The following is a 19,376-nucleotide window of genomic DNA, read 5'->3' as shown; positions in this document are numbered from 1 at the left end:
TAAAAAATTAAGGAGAAAATCATGGCTACCCAACTCACTACTGATTTAACAGGTAAAGTCGCACTCGTCACTGGCTCTGCAAGTGGTATCGGCCGCGATATCGCAGAAACCTATGCCAAAGCGGGCGCTGCGGTAGGTATTGCAGATATCAACCCAGATGCGGCGCAAGCAACCGTGGATGCAATCAAAGCTGCAGGCGGCAAAGCGGTTGCCATTGCCATGGATGTGACCAATGAAGATGCGGTAAATGCTGGTGTGGATAAACTGGTACAAGAATTTGGGGATATTGATATTTTGGTATCCAATGCCGGTATCCAAATCATCAACCCCATCGACCAATTTAGCTACGCAGATTGGAAAAAAATGATTGCCATTCATCTAGACGGTGCTTTTTTGACTACCAAAGCGGCACTTAAATACATGTATCAAAATGATAAAGTAGGTACCGTCATTTATATGGGCTCCGTACACTCGCATGAAGCATCAGCGCTAAAAGCACCGTATGTCTCTGCCAAACACGCGCTATTAGGTCTAGCCCGCGTATTGGCTAAAGAAGGCGCCGCTCACAACGTGCGCTCATACGTGGTATGCCCAGGCTTTGTCAAAACCCCACTGGTTGAAAAACAAATCCCAGAACAAGCCAAAGAAAAAGGCATTTCTGAAGAAGAAGTGGTAAAAAATGTAATGCTGGGTCAAACCGTTGACGGTGAATTTACCACAACCGATGATATCGCTCAATTAACCTTATTTTTAACGGCTTTCCCAACCAATGCGATGACAGGTCAATCATTTATCGCAAGTCATGGTTGGTTTATGAAATAGCCGAATACTGGCTTACAAAACTAAAGTACAAAACCGAAGTACAAGAATAGACTACAAGAATAAACTACAAAACTGACTGATAAAAAAGGACTAGCGTGGCTAGTTCTTTTTTTTGGCGTTTGCACGCTACATAAATGGTTAATTCATGAGTTACAGATCGTCAATGAACTTTCGACCATCACTCGCCACAGGTTCATGGTCAATTTTTTGAATCTCTGATTTTATAAGCTGTTCCTTATTATCAGCGATACATTGCATGATCATGGCAAGTTGTTGCTTGGTCGCATCTTGATATTTTTCTGCTAAGATTTGCCCGACGTGACCGGCGGTTTGGGCAGATTTTGGGTTGGCAAGCCAGTGAGCCAGTTGCTGCGTTAATTCCTCACTACCATTGACTTGCACCAATGCACCGGATTGTTTTAACTGATCTACAATCAGTTGGCAAGATTGGGTATATTGCCCCATAATAATCGGCTTGCCGACAATGGCTGCTTCTATCGGATTATGTCCCCCGATATTCACCAAAGACCCACCGACAATGGCAATGTCTGAAAGAGCATACCACACGCCAAGCTCACCCATACTATCTGCCAAATAAACGCTCTGGTTTTTGGCAGGTTCACCATCTTGACTACGACGAATCACCGGTAAATTTTTGGCATCAATCAATTTGGCGACATCATCAAACCGCTCAGGATGACGGGGTACGATAATGAGCAGCGGATGACGGTTGGCATACTGGGCTTTCACGGTTAAAAAACTGTCTAAAATTGCCAATTCTTCGCCTTCATGGGTACTGGCTGCCAAAATCACGGCACGATCTGACAAGTGCCAACTTTGTTTTAACTTTTCGGCACGGCTTAACATCAACGGGTTGGTTTTACTAGACCATTTAAGCGAGCTGGCAATACGAATTTTGTCACTGGTAGCGCCCAATTGGCGAAAGCGTTTGGCAGAATCGCTGTCTTGGGCGATGATAAGGCTTAAATTCTCCATCATGCTTTGGCTAAGCTTGGCAGCTTTTTGATAGCCCTTAAAAGATTTTTCTGACAAGCGACCATTGACCAAAATCGTGGCAATTTGACGATTGCTCAGTTCAGCAAGCGTGGTACCCCACAATTCAGTCTCGATAAATAACGCGGCGATAGGTTGGACATGGGTCAAAAATTTATCAATCACCGCTTTGCTATCGACCGGTACAAAACTATGGTACACCTTGCCTGCTGCTATCTCAGGCGCAAACAGCTGCTCGACGCGGTTATAGCCTGTATGGGTGGTATTGGTCACCCACAGGGCATAGCCTTGCGCGAGCAAATCTCTTAAAATCGGTTCGGCGGTATTGGTTTCACCGAGTGATACCGCATGACACCAAATTATCGGCTGATGGGTGTGAATCTCGGGAAACACTTGACCGAAGCGTTGCTGCTTTTCATTAGGCAAGGTGGTTTTGCTCGCAAGTTTTAGTTGGTATAGTGGCTTTAACAGCGACATGGCGAGACGATAGTATAACGGTGTGGCTTGCATAACGACTCTTGAAACAACTTAATAAAAAATGGCGTTATTGTAAAAAACGAGGGCTTAAATAGCAATAAAAAAACCCTACTTTGTGGGTAGGGTTTTTGAACTTAAGCGTTAGCTAAATTCAAGACCAGCCATTAGGCTTGTTCTGTCCAGCGTTTTTGTGATTCTTTAATCACCGCTTTGGCTTCTTCAATGTCGCCCCAGCTTTCAACTTTGGTTGTGCCCGCTTTTTTCAAATCTTTATAGTGATTGAAATGGAACTCGATTTGCTTAATCAGCTGCTGTGGTAAATCTGCTAGGGTATTGATAGCGTTACCGTTGTTGCGGTCATCGGCAGGTACGACGACCACTTTATCATCCACTTCACCATCATCGACAAATTTCATCACGCCAATGACTTTGGCTTCGATAAAGATGCCTGTTGGTAGCGGGGTGTCAGTGATGATTAGTGCGTCTAATTCGTCGCCATCTTCGTCAAGGGTTTGTGGGATAAAACCATAGTTGGTAGGTTTGGCAAATAATTGTGGCTCTACGCGGTCAAGTTGCATCACGCCAAGTTTACGGTTCCATTCGATTTTGTTGTTTGAACCCGCTGGAATTTCGATAACCACGTTAATCACGCCGCCATCAACATCGCCCGCATCAAGAATTTGGTTAAAATCTGCCATGAGTTTTTCCTTTTTGTTAGTAAAGTTGTTTACAAAACTGCTTGTAAAAAAGCAGCCTAAAAGTGGGTTGATTATAGCAAAGTCTGTTGGCTTTCTCTATTTATTCCCATCGCAACTTCTAGGAAATTATGAATATACATAGGCAAGTTTGGAATTAAAAAAATTGGTCGTTTAACATCCTGTGTTAATTTAAATGCACTTATTAAATGCACTTACTTTTCAATAAACTTGGCTTTGTCTTTAAACATACATTCATTAAACACCGGGCATTTGCCACATTCGGGACTTCTAGCTTTACAAGTATAACGCCCATGCAAAATCAAATAATGGTGCGCGTCTAATATATAATCCTGTGGTATTCGTGCGATGAGTTTATCTTCCACTTCTCGCACATTTTTACCCGTTGCCAAGCCTGTGCGATTACCAACACGAAAAATATGGGTATCCACAGCCATAGTAGGCTGTCCAAAGGCGGTATTGAGCACCACATTGGCAGTTTTTCGCCCAACCCCCGCTAGGCTTTCAAGCTCGTGGCGGGTTTGCGGTACTTCGCTAGCAAATTTATCCACCAAGTCTTGACAGCATTTCATCACATTTTTGGCTTTGCTGTTGTATAGCCCAATGGTTTTGATATAGCTTTTTAGCCCCGCTTCACCCAAATCCAAAATTGCTTGCGGGGTATTGGCAACGGCATACAGTTTGCGGGTAGCCAGATTGACACTGACATCGGTGGCTTGTGCCGACAGTATGACCGCGATCAACAATTCAAAGTTGCTTTGATATTCCAGTTCCGTCTCTGGTTTTTCAATAGCTGCGGCTAGTTTTTGGAAAAACGGCAACACGTTTTTATTGGGCATGCGCCGTGAGGGCGGTGTCTCTGCGGTTTTGGGCACTTGGATTTTTGATTTGATGTTGGCAACCATTATGCACTCTTTAGGTTATGGCAGTGTCGCAAGTTGCTGCTGCAAGGCTTGCAACAAGGCTTGTTTGTTGTCATCAGCGCGTACGGCAAGTTGTTTTTCTAATTTTTTGATTTGGGTGCGTAGTTTTGCCGCTTCGATGGCGTTTTTTGCCGCTGCTGCATCGATATCGACTTTGATATCATTGAGTTTGGCTTGTACCATACTGACCACAGGTTTGGCATTGGTATTGTCATTGACTTGGCGTTCGATACGGTCAAGATGGGCGTAATAGCGCGCGCGTAATCCGTCTTGCTCGGTTTGCCTTGTCGCGTCATCCATCAACCGTGTGAAGGGTACCAGCTCGATGCAGTCCACTGGACAGGGCGGCAAACACAGCTCACAACCTGTGCATAGGTCGGTAAAAATGGTGTGCATACGTTTGCCTGAGCCAATAATGGCATCGACAGGACACGCAGGGATACATTTGGTACAGCCAATGCAATCTTCTTCTCGAATGATGGCTCGCATTTCCATCGGACGATTGGTAGCGGGATCGGTTTGCCACTTTGAGGCTTCAGCTGTCATTGGGATACGCCCAAGCAGTTTGCCGATTTGGTCGGTGACTGATTGCCCACCGGGCACGCATTGGTTATGCGACTCGCCCAGTGTGACAATGGCGGTGGCATACGGCAGACAGCCTTCAGGATGACCGCATAGCCCGCATTGGGTTTGCGGCAGGACTTGGTCGATTTGTTGTATTAATCGTTGATGCTCGATACTTAGACTATTTAGGTTTAAATTATTAAATAGATTGGGTACTTCGAAAACAGGTTGGCTATCAGACATGGCTCAATTTTTATTCACTATAATCATCAATGTGTATTTTACCATAGCTCATGCCTATTTCGCCTATAACCTATCAATACAAATCATCAAGACAAATAATGAAGACAAATCACTTAATCAATCCGTTTAAGATTGGTAATGCTGTTTGACCCATTCGATCAGTTGGTAAGCAATCGTGCCTTTTGGCGGGATGATAGGGCCGTTTTCATCTAAACTATCTATATCAAAAAATTGGGCATCCATCAGCTCATTGTTATCTATGCTGATATCGCCACTTTGGTACTCTGCAATAAAGCCTACCATTAAATTGCTGGGAAAAGGCCACGGTTGGCTGCCAAAATAGCGCAAATTGCTGACAGATAACCCCACCTCTTCCATCACTTCACGATGCACGCATTGCTCTAAGCTCTCACCCACTTCCACAAAACCTGCCAGCACGGTATACATTTTGCTATCGGTCGCCCGTAGATGATGCGCCAACAAAATCTGTGGTTTGTCTGAGGTGGTTTTGATGATGGCGGTGATGATACAAGGCTGTACTCTGGGATATTGGTGATAATGGCATCTAGGGCAAACGGTGGCATTTTCAATGAGGTGTAACTCCGTGGGCGTACCACAGCGGCTACAAAACTGATGATCTTGACGAAAGCGTAACAACTGCATGGCTTTGGCTAATTGGCTGGATTGTAGCGCATCAAGGCTGCCAATCAGATGTCGAAAGCGCAAAAACTCAATCTGTCCTGTAATTTCTTCTGGCAATTGTGACAAGTCGATATCTTGATGGGCAATGGCATAAATACTGTTGCCTGCCTCATCGGTGTCCACTTTAACGGCCTGAGCGGGCACGTCCTCACAACGATAAAAAAAAGGAAGTCCGCCTATACAGGCGAACTTATCGTTATCACAAATAAGCAAATCATGGTGTAATGCGGTCATATTGGTTACCAAATTACTTTAAGCCACAAGCATGTGTTGTAAGCTGCGATAGCCTACATGCATTGCATGGTTGCCTGCGGGTTTGTTCGTTTCAAGACTTTCTAGATAATAATCTGCTGACATCACAATATCGGCAATTTTAGCAAGCGCATGCTCTGACAACTCGCGACCCTGTTGCTCGATTAAATTTTGTAGCACTGTGGCACCGCGTTTGAGCAGTTGGCTTTGCCGAGGTAAGTTTAAAAATAAGCAAGCACCCGAGATAGCCCGCATAATATCAGGCACAGGCTTGATATGTAAAATATCTTTGTCGGTGTCATTTAGATAATCATTGAGCGCAGTTTCAATGGTGGCAATCGCGGTACGGCTTTCTTGGACGAGCGTGTTGTGAGCCGTTTCGATTTGATGTAGCGAAATAGTCTGGTTGTACACGGGCAATGTCACCGCACCTGAGGTATGTGATTTTGCTAGGTTAATCGCCGCATTTTCTGCCATCATTAAAGTGCCAAGCAATTCATCAAAATCATCAGGCGTTGGCTGCGTCCAAGTTTTTACTTTGCCAATTTGTTGAGTCAGCGCTGCACTCACCTCATTTAAATTTAAGGTTTTAAACACGCTACTTAAATCATGCAAATGCTGCGCCATGCTATCAATCTCATCTGTACTTGAATTGAGATTAACTTGGCGGGCATAACTGTCACTGGCAGATTTAATCAAATCAATTTCTTGCTGGATAAGTTGATTAAGCGCACTGGTCACTTCACGGTCAGGTCCAAATAAGAAGCGGCGCATGGTTTTTAGCTGGGTTTCGTCTAAGGTATTGGCCGAGAATTTGCGCTGAACTTGCAAGGCAAGCTGGCTATCTCTTGAACTGGCAAATTGCACCAAATCAGCAAAGCGAGAATCATTGACAGGTAGATAGTCATTAAATTGTTGTTCAACAAAAATGAGCGCACGCTTTTGCAAGTTGCTAAGCGGTAAAGCCCCCGCCAAATCTGATACCGCCGCATCAGCGGCATGCCAAAACAAACTATCGGTACGTTTTGAAACCATCTCACACGCAGCTTGCATGGCTTTGAGTTTTTCTAGCTCTTTTGGCGATAATTGATTGCTGTGTGCAGTGAGTGCCACGCTCAGACCTGCGCGATAAGCTTCCACCAGTTTTTTTGGGTCAATGCCGAGTGATTTTAACGGTTGGTAATTTTGTTCTGGATTGGCAATCGCGATACTGCTGTTTTTGTTGGCAGTTAAGTCTGATAGCTGCAGTGCTGGCTGATTCAAATCGCTGTGAAGTTGATTGATAATCGGCAACAACAACGAAGGTTCAATGGTCTCTTTAAGTAATACAAACTCGATATAACGCGCCAACGTCATGATACCTTCTGACACATCCATCATCATGTCATTGCCAGCTTTGTCACGGTTGGGTTGGTCGCGCTCGTCATAGAGTTTTTGCAGTCCTGCCGATAGACTATTGGCAAGTTCATAGCCTTCCTCTAATTGAATCAACCGCAATACTTTTGCCAGTTGCGCCAAGGTATCCACGGAATCAAGTAGCAAAGGCGCTTGACTACTGTCGTCATTAAACTCACTTAAATGCATTTCGGCATCATGTAGCGTCACGGCAATCTCAGGTCTTAATAAATGCAATGAAGGCAAATCAAAATTGGTGGCCGTTAGTTTTTGTGAGTTAGGACTTGGCAGACTCATGTTTTTTTATCCAAAATGATTTTAAGGTGATAAAGGTAAAATGACAGCTACGCTTATTGCTGATTATTGTAAGACGTGCCTATGCCAGTGTCTATGTCAAAGTGTTAATACCAGCACAATAATCACACTTTATCATGAAATTTTGCCCATCAAAGAAATGCTTTTACAAAATTTAATGAGGCATTGTTTATTGTTAAACACTCGCCCAGTTTTCAGCCAGCTGCGGGTTGTTATCTTTTAAGGCGTTAAGCCATTCAAGATGCGCCTGCTCAGCATCACTACTTGCCAAAAAGCGCTTGATAGTCGTGCTAAAACGCTGATGTTCAGTCGCACCGCCTACACCGCCGCCGACATCATCATCGATGGCTAACGCAACCTGTCCACCTGTCATCGCCAAATACACTTCCGCTAAAATCTCGGCATCGAGTAACGCGCCGTGGAAGGTACGGTCTTGTTTACCGACATTGAGACGTTTAACTAGCGCATCCAAGGTATTGCGCTGCCCTGCGAACATGCGTTTGGCGATGGCAAGGCTGTCTGTCACAGTGACGGTTTGGTGGATATCAGGCAAACCAAGTCGCGCAAACTCAGCTTGCAAAAAGCTCATGTCAAACCCTGCATTATGCGCGATGAGTTCTGCGCCTTGCAAAAAGTCATAAATCGCTTCACCAACTTGCTCAAACACGGGCATATCATTTAAAAACACATTGTGAATGCCATGAACGCGAATGACTTCCTCACCCATCTCAATTTTTGGGTTGATATAGACATGCAGTTTTTCACCGGTAAAACGTCGATTAATCATCTCAACGATACCGACCTCAATGATACGGTCACCATTTTGCGCTTCAAACCCTGTGGTCTCAGTATCGAGAATCAGCTGGCGATTGGCAGTCCCTTTGTGTTTGGCGATGGGCAATAAAGGTATAAAATTCGGGTTGGGCTGACTAGTAATACCGTTAAACACGGGACGCTGAGCAATCAAGCTGTCATCTTGCGCGACAAATTGCCCTTGTGGGTTGGTGAACACCGCAAAATGTGGGTTAGCACTTGTTGGCGAGTGGGTCAGCTCTCCCCCTAACGATGACTGAGTTGATACATCGATGCTAGTTTGAGTATGGATAGCTTGAGCATGGCTGGTTTGGGTAGTGCTTGTTTGAATAGTGCTTGCGGCGGGTTCACCGTCAAGTGCCTGCAAAAAGATATCACCCATCATCTCATTGTCGGCAAACGCCATGTCTTGCGCGTCATCAAAAGACGTATCGCTAAAATCGCGGGTTAACGCTGAGTGAGTGAGGACTGGGTTGTTATCGGTTGACATTGGGTTCATGGGCGGGTCTTTTTTTTTACTATCAAAATCAGGGTTTTTATCACTAAAATCCGATTTAACATCTAAATCAGTGGTAGGATTGGGTGGATTTTTAATCACTTTGTTAAAGCTTTTGGGCAGTTGGTCAATGCCTTGGTTTGCAAGCTTATCGGCATATTCATTGCCATCATGACCGGCATGTCCTTTGACCCATTGCCAGTCAATTTGTCGCTGCTGGCACAGCCCATCAAGTCGCTGCCATAATTCCACATTTTTGACATTTTTCCAATGTTTCTTTTTCCACCCTGCCAGCCATTCGCTGATGCCTTTGATGACATAGCTAGAGTCTGACCAGATTTGAATCGGTAACGCTTTTGGGCTGTTTTCCAGTGCCGCAATCGCACCCATCAGCTCCATGCGGTTGTTGGTGGTATGCGCCTCACCCCCGCAAATATCAATTTGCTCACCCGTAGGTAAAATCACCACAGCACCAAAGCCCCCTTTACCAGGATTGCCACGGCAGGCGCCATCAGTGTAAGCAAGGGTTCGACCCACAAGGGGCGTTAAGGCATGATTTGACATAGATAACAACCCATATGAAACAGCAAAACAATCAAAAAAAATAGCCCTCAGTATAAGAAAAAAAAGCATAAAAAGCCATGCCAAAACGTCTATAATAACCGCTTATAGTTGCTATCTGCTGGTTGTAAAGGACGTCTATGCAAAAAAAATCTCGTGCGCTCGTGTCAGCTGTGTTGACCAAGGTGGGTATGGCTATGGTCTGTGCGCTAAGCCTAAATTTGGCAGCTTGTAACAAGCCCCAATCCCCTGCAACCACTAGCAGCGATGGCGCAAAACAGTCGCCAGCGTTATCACAACCTGCCGCTAGCGATGATGTGTTTGTGGGCTGTTACACAGTCAGCCATACAGAACCTGCGCAAATCAAAATCATCAAAAATGGTGATAGTAAAAATGGTGAAAGTTACGCCATGCAAATGCGCGAGTTTAACGACCCTAGCAAAAACTGGGACAAGCCTGAAGCCATGCAAGTCATCGCCACTGACAGCCCTGATATACAAAAATACTTTGACATCAAAGCCGATGAACATCAATACTTAGAAAAAGTCATTGCCCGTCCCGACCGCGTGTTCGTGCTCGCCAAAATCACCGATAGTTTTGCAAGCCTAAACCCGCAATTTGACAGCCCCTATCTGGGTTATGTCTACAAAGGCAGTAATACTGTCTATAAAGTAGCATGCGAGCAAACTAGCAAACTTTAATCACCTGAGTTGCTGCTTGACTTGATGAGCTTGATTTGATGAGCTGGGTCTGCTGCTTGATTTGATGCTTGAGTTAATATATCTCATGCAAATTTTAACCCCAAACGATTGATAGAGAATAAGCGATGAATTTTTTTGCATGGTTAGTGCTGGGCTTGGTGGCATACACTAGTGGCTTTAGTATCCGTCATTTTCGATACAAAGGCTCCTCCATCCCAAATGATAAAAAATGGCAATACGCGGCGATTTTTTTTGTGCTCGCGGTCGTGGTCTTTGCGCTATTGAATTTATATGTTATGCACAAAGCTGCGCTTGATATGATGTTTGTGTTGGTATCGAGTTTGGTGGCGACAGGGGTTTTTTACTATGGTATCTCGGCAGATACCAACAACAAGATGAATATACCTGATTAAACATACCGGATTAGTTGAACCATGATTCTTGTAAGTCGATGAATTTGTTTGGATAATAAAATGTCTCAAAAAATGGCGAATACTCACGCCCCCATGACTACCACCCACTTGGCTGGCTTAACGCGGCGCCGACTGCTAAAGACAGGGATAGCGCTATCGGCAGCGACGGTAACGGGTGCAAAAGCGGATTTGACCATAGGCGGGCAAGTGATTAGCCAACCTTCACAGCGCTATGTGTCAAACAATGATGCTGATAACATGGCTTTTGGCGAGCCCAGCGCTATGCCCAATGTCAATACGCCCATGGAAACAGTGCCCATCAATCCCCAATGGCCCCAATGGGACTTTGCGACCATCAAAGCCAATTGTGAAGCCCTCAAAGGTCGCGGTGTCCACCTCCATCTGGTAGCGCCATCGGGATTTGGCAGTGATGAACAGCGTAACTTACTGGCGATTCACCGACTCACACAAGCGGGATTTTATATCGACAATCCAGAAGTGATTAGCCGACGTTATTTGCGCTTTGCAGGTTCAGACAGTGAGCGCTTGGGCGATATTACCGCATTACTTAATCGACCTGTACATGAGCTGCCTAAGATATTACTCGGCGTGCGCGGCGGCTATGGCGCGATGCGTTTGCTCAACAAACTAAGTGATCAGCAGTGGCGAACGCTGACGCAAAAACTCAAAGATCGCGGCACACTGCTGATAGGATTTAGTGATTTTACTTCGTTGCAACTTGCCATGTACGCCAAGGGTCATCTGCCTTATGTGGCAGGGGCAATGCTCAGTAGTGACTTTGGCAAAACAGAGGTGAATACCGATACCATCCAAAGTTTTATCAACCTTTGTACCCAAAACCAGCTACGTATCCAAGTGCCAGAAGCTCAGCTTTATCGTGACACTGCGCGTCCTTTGGCTAAGCCGATAAAAGGCATCTTATGGGGCGGTAATCTTAGCGTGTTATCTGCAATGGTGGGCACGCCGTATATGCCAACTATCGACAACGGGATTTTATTTTTGGAAGATACCGGTGAGCAGCCCTACCGTATCGAGCGTATGCTACAAACCTTGGTATTATCAGGTATTTTGGCAAAACAGCAAGCGATTGTGCTGGGCAAATTTAATTTTAGCGGCATCAGTGATGCTTACAATGGTGATTACACCTTTGATACCGTCATCCGTACTATCCAACAAGCGACAGAGCGACCCATCTACACCGATTTTCCCTTTGGGCATGTGGCAAGACGCATTAATTTTCCGCTCGGTGTGCCTGTCACACTTGACAATGTGGGTAGTGGCTATCAAGCGACATTCAACCAGTTTTATCATCTTAAAACCGATGCAAACTTTGGCAATTTGGACTTAACTAAATTATTCGTCTAACGTATTATTGATCTAAAGTATCATTGGTCTAGCGGAGTCTTATGTATGTTAGTTAAAACCTGTTTGTATGCTGCCCAAACAGGTTTATTTAACACATATTCTTTGACTGTCAAATCGCGCTAAAAAATCCGATTGTTATCATGCGTTTTGGCAAATTTAGTGATATTGGCTTCGATATTTTTAGCGATATTGAGATAATAGTCGGCAAATTCATCGCCTGCGCCTTGATTGGCAATGACGGACGGCTCGCCCTTATCGGCTTGTTCGCGGATGCCTTTTGCCAGTGGTAATTGCCCGAGTAGTGGCACTTGATACTGCGCTGCCATTTTATCCCCGCCGCCTTCGCCAAAAATCGCTTCGGTATGCCCACAGCTGCTACAAGTATGCAGCGCCATATTTTCTACCACGCCGAGCACAGGGATATGGGTTTTGCGGAACATCTCAATGCCTTTTTGCGCATCTAGTAAAGCAATATGTTGGGGGGTGGTCACAATCACCGCACCGGTCACAGGAATACGTTGGGCAAGCGTCAACTGGATATCCCCCGTCCCAGGTGGCATATCAATCACCAAATAATCAAGATTTGGCCAGTTGGTTTGGTTGTAAAGTTGCATCAGTGCGCCTGTGGCTTTGGCACCGCGCCAAGCAATCGGGGTGGTGTCATCACTCAACAAGCTACCGATAGATAGCATCGGTATGCCTTGCGCGGCAATCGGTACGAATTGCTCATGCTCGAGCTGCGGCTGCTGACCTGCCACGCCAAGCATACTTGGAATACTGGGGCCGTAGATATCTGCATCCAGCACGCCCACGCGTTTGCCCAGTTTTTGCAGCGCCAAGGCGATATTCACTGTCGTCGTCGATTTACCAACACCGCCTTTACCCGAAGCCACCACAATAATATGCTCGATACGTGGATGCGGTTTTAATTCTGCTTGGGTGGTGGCTTTTTTGGCAATCGCAGGTTCAGGGGTTTCTGTGACTAATTTGTCACTTTGTGGCGCGACCTGAGTGACAGGTGGCATGGCATTGGTGGTTTTTGGTAGGGTTGAGCCACTGCCTTTGGTCGTAGGTTTTGGCGCAGTAGTGCTGTCAAACAAGGTAATATTCATATTCACTTCACTGACCCCATGGATATGCAGCTTTTGGCTCAAATCATGATGGATTTGTTCAGGATTGCAGTCATCGGGCAAGCGCAAATCCAATGTCAGACTATTACCTTGCTGTTTAACCCCTTTGACATACTGGCGAATTGGCTGGTTATTGACGCGATAGTCATCAAATAACTGATTAAGCGTGGATTCATCCACTGTCGCCACGGTTTTTGGTTTGATAAAGTTAAACATGATAGTTGCTTACCCCAATGTTGTAATTTTAACGATTTTAACCCCTGTTAAGTGGGGTTTATTGCCAATTTTCACAGAGACAGATTGAACATATCTGTGTGAAAAGTAATTTTTCTTGTTTGATTGATGCCCATTGGTTGGGAAATGATGCGATTTAAGCTATCATACAGCAATAATGACATTTTTTTAAACAAATCAATAACAGGTGTATTGTGAGAAAAATTTTAGTTACTAGCGCCCTACCCTATGCCAATGGTCCGATTCATTTGGGGCATTTGGTTGAGTACATCCAGACCGATATTTGGGTACGCGCCATGAAATCACTGGGTCATCAAGCGACCTATGTGTGTGCCGATGATGCCCATGGCACAGCGATTATGCTCAAAGCAGAAGCCAACGGTGTCACCCCTGAAGAGCAAATTGCCGATGTCAAAGCCTCCCATGAAAAAGATTTTGCGGGATTTTTGGTTGATTTTGACAACTACTACTCAACCCATAGCCCAGAAAATGAGCATTACTCTCAGCTGATTTATAATCGCTTGTATGAAAACGGTCATATCTCGCACAAAGCAGTTGAACAGCTGTATGACCCAGAAAAAGGCTTGTTTTTGGCAGACCGTTTTGTCAAAGGCGAATGCCCAAAATGCGGCGCAAAAGACCAATACGGCGATAACTGCGAAGTCTGCGGCACCACCTACAATGCCACCGAACTCAAAAATCCATACTCAACGCTTTCAGGTGCAACGCCTGTTTTGAAATCATCCATCCATTATTTCTTTAACCTGCCAAACTTTAGCGAATTTTTGCAAAATTGGACGCGTAAAGAAGGTCGCCTGCAGACCTCTATCGCCAACAAATTACAAGAGTGGTTTGATGCAGGGCTTGCCAACTGGGATATCAGCCGCGATGCGCCGTATTTTGGCTTTAAAATCCCAAACACCCCAGCCAGTGAACCAGACAAGTATTTTTATGTGTGGCTCGATGCGCCCGTCGGTTATATGGCAAGTTTCAAAAACTTGTGTGACCAACAAGGTGCGCAGTTAGGCTTAAATTTTGATGAGTATTGGTCAAAAGAAAATCATAACAACACCGAAGTTTATCACTTTATCGGTAAAGATATTGTGTATTTCCACGCCCTGTTTTGGCCAGCCATGCTTGAAGGCGCAGGATTTAGAACCCCCACTGCCATCAACGCGCATGGCTTCTTGACCGTCAATGGCGAGAAAATGAGTAAATCTCGCGGCACCTTTATCAAAGCCGATACCTACTTACAAAACCTTGATCCTGAATACTTGCGTTATTACTTTGCTAGTAAATTATCAGCCAGTGTCGAAGATATCAATCTTGACCTCGAAGACTTCATGCAAAAAGTCAATTCAGACTTGGTGGGTAAAGTCGTCAATATCGCCAGCCGCTGTGCAGGATTTATCCATAAAAATCATGGTAGTAAACTGGCACTGACAATCAGCGAGCCTGCTTTGGTGCAACAAATCATTGATGCGGGCGAAGACATCGCTGCCGCTTATGAATCGCGGGAATTTAGCAAAGCCATGCGTCTGATTATGGCGTGCGCAGACAAAGCCAATGAGTACATTGATGACAAAAAACCGTGGGCACTCAACAAAGTTGAAGGTCAACAAGCCGAAGTACAAGCGGTGTGTACCGTCGCGCTTAATATCTTCCGTCAATTGGTGGTTTATCTTGCCCCGGTATTGCCTTTGATGTGTGAAAAAGCACGAATTTTTCTCAATGTTGACAGCTTAGACTTTGATAGCCGTCATGCGTTATTGGTCGGGCATACCATCAACGCCTTTACCCCATTGATGCAGCGTGTTGACAAAGATAAAGTGGCTGCGATGGTGGACGCCTCAAAAGAAGATTTAAACAAACAGCCTGCTATCGCCAATCAACCAGCAAATGGGCAAGCGGGCACGAGCAAAGCCAAAGCCGCCGCTAGCGAACAACCCACTGGCGATACAGCATTGATTGGTATCGATGACTTCGCCAAAGTCACCATGACCGTAGCAAAAGTACTAGCTTGCAACAACGTGGAAGGTGCAGATAAATTGCTGCAATTTACCCTAGATGTGGGTGAGACAGATGCGCAGGGCAATGTGAAAACGCGCAATGTGTTTAGCGGTATCGCCAAATTTTATAATCCTGAACAATTGGTGGGCAAAACTGTGGTCTGCATCACTAACCTTGCGCCACGAAAAATGAAGTTTGGTATTTCTGAAGGTATGATTTTATCGGCTGAAAAAGCCGGTCAATTGACAGTGGTTACTTTAGATGACCATATCCCTGCGGGTGCGACCCTTGCTTAATGCGCTTAACTGGGATTGATTGCGATGAGCTGAAACATTTTGACACATTCTTAATCATTTTTTTGATCACAACAAAAAACCGCTGATAATTACCAGCGGTTTTTTTATTAAGCTATCCTAAATATCAAAAAATCGATAATGTAGCCCGATTAACGGTCGCTTTTGCTAACGCTAATGCGAACAGGTATAGATTTTCGATTGGCTCTAACCGGATTAGCTGACTTATTGTATTGGCAATAATGGGGTGCTTCAGCCGAAGGTAGAATAGCACCAACTACTAATACGCCTGCCATCAAGTTTGATGAGTTCATATAGCCTCCTTGTTGAGTTAGTGTACGATGATTCCATCTGTGAATCATTTACCTTTACTAAGCACAGACATGTTTAACTTAATCAACGCTGCAACGAATCGTTTAAAAAAGATAAATAATGCTGCGAGTAGAAGTTGTATTCTAAAAGATATCGAAAGATTTTCATACCATTTTATTATGACAATTTCATGAAATATCCAATTATTTTGATTCTTTATGTTTCAATTAAGGTATTTTTGTTTCCATTAAGCGCTTTATGTAATTAAACCTACTCAGACAGCAATATTTACAACATTTTTTAAAAGACTAATGTTCATAAAAACCGCTAAGCAATAAAAAAACTTATGTATGATATGTATAGAAGATAGCAAACTTTCATTTATGTTATAGCAAACTAGTACGTTGAAATGATATACTCTGCTCACAAAACAATTTTGATGATTGGGGAATACTATGTTGTCATTCAAACGCGGTCAATTATCCGCTATCTGCGCCCTTCTTGGTTTATCTTTAGCCGCCTGCTCACCTCAGAAACCATCCGCGCAAGCTGCAGACACGGCTAGCAAACCCTCAGCCACTGCCAACCAAAAACCCAATAAAACTATCGCCATTTCTGCGATTGTGGCGCACCCATCGCTCGACGCCATTCGCCAAGGTATCCTTGATGAATTGGCTGCTGAAGGGTATATCAAAGGGCAAAATCTAACCGTAAATTTTCAATCTGCACAAGGCAATACAGCAACGGCAGGACAAATATCCAAGCAATTTGTCGCTGATAAACCTGATGCCATTGTGGCAATCTCCACCCCTACCGCTCAGTCGTTGGCTGCCGCTAGCAAAGAGATACCGATTGTTTATACGGCAGTGTCAGATCCTGTTGCCGCCAAACTCATTACTCAACAAAACACCCCGACTCAGCCCAACATCACAGGTTTATCCAGCCAATTACCGCTAGCACCGCAGCTTGACTTTATACAAAAAATCATGCCGTCAGCCAAATCCATTGGCTATGTGTTTAGTGCAGGTGAGATGAATTCGGTAGCGCTGCGAGATAAACTCAACATTGCGCTACCAAAGCGTGGCATGAACTTAGTGGATATCCCAGCCAACCGTCCGACTGACATTGCCATGGCAACTAATAGCCTTGGCGGCAAAGCCCAGTTGATTTATACCTCAATGGACAATAATGTGGCGTCGGCATTTGAATCGATGGTGCAATCAGCCAATGCGTTAAAACTTCCCATCATCGCCTCCGATGAGTTTAGCGTCCGCCGCGGTGCTACGGCAGCACTCGGTGTCAATGATTATGACTTTGGACGTACCACAGGCAAAATGGTAGGCAAAATTTTGGATGGTACACCTGTCACTCAAGTTAAACCCGAAGTGATGAACCAATTAACTTTATACGTGAGCCCAAAACACGCCCAAGCACAAGGCGTAACACTAAATCCTGAACTATTAAAAGGTGCGATTAACGTTGATACCACACCCGAGCAAAAAATTGACAAATAATTGCTATGGGTAAATAAGAAAAAACCCGCCTAACTAAATAGACGGGTTCTTCAAACTGGGCAGTGAAATGATGCGTTATTTAAAGCACATTTAAAATAACACGTGTCGCTTCAATGACATCAAGTACGCGGTTGTCAACACGTAGGCGAACTTCACCTGGGCGCGGGCGACTGATAATCTTTGCCTGGCGATAAGCATTGTTATTTAACACATAGACATTACGGTCATTATATCGCTTGACGCTGTAATAACGACTGTCTAGTTTTTTTGCCCAGCCTGGTGGTACCGCTTTACCATGTGCAACATTTTTTTGCAGACCTGGGGGCAATTGGCGATACTGCTCGTGGGTTAGGTAGCGACCCGTACGACTATCGTAGTATCGATTGTCGCTTCTGTCGCGGTCTCTATCATGGTTCGTGTTGTAGCGTTGGTTTTCTTTGCGGTCATCTTTATAGTGTTTTTGTTGCTGTTTCCAGTTTTTTTCTTGTTTATATTGAGCTTTACCATGACCGGGGTCTGCCAAAACAACGGGTGAAGCCACGAACGAGCCCGCTAAAAGTAAGCTAGTTAATAATGTCGATTTTTTCATTGTCATACACCTTTATCTGTACCTTGTATAAGTAATTTTGTATGAAGCTATATTATTATGAAATTAAAATGTAACTTAATATGACAATGCTGTGGTAATTTTCTTTCTACTTAAAAACAATGCGCTATGACTTATTAGTTAGCTGATGACTTAGCGAATTATTATTGAAAAATGATACATTAGCGAAATGAGGCAGATTGTTATGTTATAGGAATTTATCAGATAATGCCTTTTTAATCAGTTACCCAAAGCTTTAATCATGGTTGGCAAACTTGCCTGCTGCATATAACGCTATGCGACTGCAAGATTAGCTGATAAAATGTAAATAATGTTTAACAATGCTGTATGATATTGTTATTGAAGTGTAAGATTTACCTTTTTAATTGTTACCCTATGGATGGATTTTTGGAGTGATATATGTTGAACGCTACATTTGGTGTTTCTCGTTTGACCAAAGCAATGATGCTAGGTGGAATTTGTATGGCAAGCCTGATGGGTTGCAGCCAATCTAACAATAAAACAGCTGATGCCAATACTGCAAGCACAGCAAGCGCAACGACAGCTGCGTCAGGCGATACCAAGTCTGTCGCTATCACGGCAATCGTTGAGCACCCAGCATTAGATGCCGTTCGTCAAGGTGTGATTGAAGAGCTGGGCAACGAAGGCTTTAAAGAAGGTCAAAACCTAAAAGTAAATTTCCAATCAGCCCAAGGCAATACGGCGACTGCCGGTCAAATTGCCAAACAATTTGCTGCGGATAAACCCGATGCCATCGTTGCTATTGCTACCCCATCGGCGCAATCCGTCATTGCAGCGACCAACTCAATTCCTGTTATTTTCTCTGCGGTTACCGACCCTGTCGAAGCGAAACTGATAAAATCTTGGGAAGCATCTGGCACCAACGTGACAGGCGCATCAGACATGTTGCCACTTGAGCCACAGATTGAGCTGATGAAAAAAGTCGTACCAAATCTCAAATCAGTCGGCTATGTATACAGCCCAGGGGAAGTCAACTCAACGGTAGTACTCAAAGAGCTTGAAACAAAATTTAAACCGATGGGTATCAACATCGTTGCGGCACCTGCACAGCGCACTACCGATATTCCCCAAGCCACTCGCGGTCTACAAGGTAAAGTTCAGCTCATCTATACCTCACTTGACAACAACGTGGTATCCGCTTATGAGTCGCTTTACCAAGCGGCTAAAGAAATCAAAGTACCCCTAGTGGCGTCCGATACTGACTCCGTTGCACGTGGTGCAGTCGCAGCAATGGGTATAAACTACAAAGACTTAGGCATCGAAACAGGTAAAATCGTTGGACGCGTCCTAAAAGGCGAGAAACCAGGTACCATCAAGCCTATCACTATGAATAAGCTTGACTTATACCTTAGTCCAAAACACGCGCAAGAAGTCGGTATTACGCTGCCACAAGAGTTAATTAGTCAGGCAGCCCAAGTAGAACCTGCGCCAAAAGCTAAACAATAAATCATTCGTTAGTTTT

Annotated in this window: 17 protein-coding genes; 7 read left to right on the top strand and 10 right to left on the bottom strand. The window is 44.5% G+C overall.

Annotated elements, in window-relative coordinates; all coding sequences use genetic code 11:
* Positions 1-21: 21 nt before the first annotated feature.
* Positions 22-822 carry a 3-hydroxybutyrate dehydrogenase gene (locus RTS10_RS07775; RefSeq protein ID WP_036589350.1) on the top strand — a complete coding sequence of 267 codons (801 nt, stop codon included), beginning with the start codon at positions 22-24 and terminating at the stop codon, positions 820-822.
* A gap of 150 nt (positions 823-972) precedes the next feature.
* Here the strand turns inward: RTS10_RS07775 and RTS10_RS07770 are convergent, their stop codons facing one another.
* The 7 genes from RTS10_RS07770 to dnaQ all read right to left on the bottom strand — a co-directional run bounded on the left by RTS10_RS07770 (position 973) and on the right by dnaQ (position 9,296).
* The gene (locus RTS10_RS07770) at positions 973-2,346 is read right to left on the bottom strand and encodes a 3-deoxy-D-manno-octulosonic acid transferase (protein WP_312539862.1); all 1,374 of its coding nucleotides are present in this window, start codon (positions 2,344-2,346) and stop codon (positions 973-975) included.
* 131 nt (positions 2,347-2,477) lie between these two features.
* Positions 2,478-3,011, bottom strand: coding sequence for an inorganic diphosphatase (locus tag RTS10_RS07765; protein WP_060994803.1), 534 nt, complete (start codon positions 3,009-3,011; stop codon positions 2,478-2,480).
* Positions 3,012-3,223: 212 nt separating this feature from the next.
* Positions 3,224-3,868 (bottom strand): endonuclease III, encoded by a 645-nt coding sequence (gene nth / locus RTS10_RS07760; protein ID WP_050772870.1) that lies wholly within the window; start codon positions 3,866-3,868, stop codon positions 3,224-3,226.
* 81 nt (positions 3,869-3,949) lie between these two features.
* Positions 3,950-4,759: an RnfABCDGE type electron transport complex subunit B gene (locus RTS10_RS07755; RefSeq protein ID WP_312539861.1), complete on the bottom strand. Its 810-nt coding sequence runs from the start codon at positions 4,757-4,759 to the stop codon at positions 3,950-3,952.
* 126 nt (positions 4,760-4,885) lie between these two features.
* Positions 4,886-5,695 (bottom strand): NAD(+) diphosphatase, encoded by an 810-nt coding sequence (gene nudC, locus RTS10_RS07750; protein WP_312539860.1) that lies wholly within the window; start codon positions 5,693-5,695, stop codon positions 4,886-4,888.
* A gap of 18 nt (positions 5,696-5,713) precedes the next feature.
* Complete coding sequence (locus RTS10_RS07745) at positions 5,714-7,405, bottom strand: hypothetical protein (protein ID WP_312539859.1); 1,692 nt, start codon at positions 7,403-7,405, stop codon at positions 5,714-5,716.
* A gap of 193 nt (positions 7,406-7,598) precedes the next feature.
* Positions 7,599-9,296, bottom strand: coding sequence for a DNA polymerase III subunit epsilon (gene dnaQ, locus RTS10_RS07740; RefSeq protein WP_312539858.1), 1,698 nt, complete (start codon positions 9,294-9,296; stop codon positions 7,599-7,601).
* Positions 9,297-9,433: 137 nt separating this feature from the next.
* Between dnaQ and RTS10_RS07735 the strand changes: the two genes are divergently transcribed.
* The 3 genes from RTS10_RS07735 (at position 9,434) to RTS10_RS07725 (ending at position 11,793) form a co-directional block, all read left to right on the top strand.
* Positions 9,434-9,994, top strand: a complete 561-nt coding sequence (locus RTS10_RS07735) for a hypothetical protein (RefSeq protein ID WP_312539857.1) — start codon at positions 9,434-9,436, stop codon at positions 9,992-9,994.
* Positions 9,995-10,119: 125 nt separating this feature from the next.
* Positions 10,120-10,407, top strand: a complete 288-nt coding sequence (locus RTS10_RS07730; protein WP_312539856.1) for a hypothetical protein — start codon at positions 10,120-10,122, stop codon at positions 10,405-10,407.
* Positions 10,408-10,467: 60 nt separating this feature from the next.
* Complete coding sequence (locus tag RTS10_RS07725) at positions 10,468-11,793, top strand: LD-carboxypeptidase (RefSeq protein WP_312539855.1); 1,326 nt, start codon at positions 10,468-10,470, stop codon at positions 11,791-11,793.
* Positions 11,794-11,912: 119 nt separating this feature from the next.
* Here the strand turns inward: RTS10_RS07725 and apbC are convergent, their stop codons facing one another.
* On the bottom strand, positions 11,913-13,139 hold the full coding sequence (gene apbC, locus RTS10_RS07720; protein ID WP_312539854.1) for an iron-sulfur cluster carrier protein ApbC: 1,227 nt from the start codon (positions 13,137-13,139) through the stop codon (positions 11,913-11,915).
* A 212-nt stretch (positions 13,140-13,351) separates the two neighbouring features.
* Between apbC and metG the strand changes: the two genes are divergently transcribed.
* Entirely contained in the window at positions 13,352-15,463 is a 2,112-nt protein-coding gene (metG, locus tag RTS10_RS07715; protein ID WP_309596735.1) for a methionine--tRNA ligase, read from the top strand.
* A gap of 149 nt (positions 15,464-15,612) precedes the next feature.
* Here the strand turns inward: metG and RTS10_RS07710 are convergent, their stop codons facing one another.
* Positions 15,613-15,774 (bottom strand): hypothetical protein, encoded by a 162-nt coding sequence (locus RTS10_RS07710; protein ID WP_007116336.1) that lies wholly within the window; start codon positions 15,772-15,774, stop codon positions 15,613-15,615.
* 453 nt (positions 15,775-16,227) lie between these two features.
* On the opposite strand from RTS10_RS07710, the gene RTS10_RS07705 reads away from it, so the two are divergent.
* Entirely contained in the window at positions 16,228-17,286 is a 1,059-nt protein-coding gene (locus tag RTS10_RS07705) for an ABC transporter substrate-binding protein (RefSeq protein WP_312539853.1), read from the top strand.
* A gap of 79 nt (positions 17,287-17,365) precedes the next feature.
* Here the strand turns inward: RTS10_RS07705 and RTS10_RS07700 are convergent, their stop codons facing one another.
* Complete coding sequence (locus RTS10_RS07700; protein ID WP_144917381.1) at positions 17,366-17,875, bottom strand: hypothetical protein; 510 nt, start codon at positions 17,873-17,875, stop codon at positions 17,366-17,368.
* 492 nt (positions 17,876-18,367) lie between these two features.
* On the opposite strand from RTS10_RS07700, the gene RTS10_RS07695 reads away from it, so the two are divergent.
* Entirely contained in the window at positions 18,368-19,360 is a 993-nt protein-coding gene (locus tag RTS10_RS07695) for an ABC transporter substrate-binding protein (RefSeq protein ID WP_409455429.1), read from the top strand.
* Positions 19,361-19,376: the final 16 nt, after the last annotated feature.

Origin of the sequence: Moraxella sp. CTOTU47616, from assembly GCF_032017465.1 — a bacterium.
In the GTDB taxonomy this organism is placed as follows: Bacteria; Pseudomonadota; Gammaproteobacteria; order Pseudomonadales; family Moraxellaceae; genus Faucicola; species Faucicola tetraodonis.
This window is presented reverse-complemented; position numbering and strand designations above follow the sequence as displayed.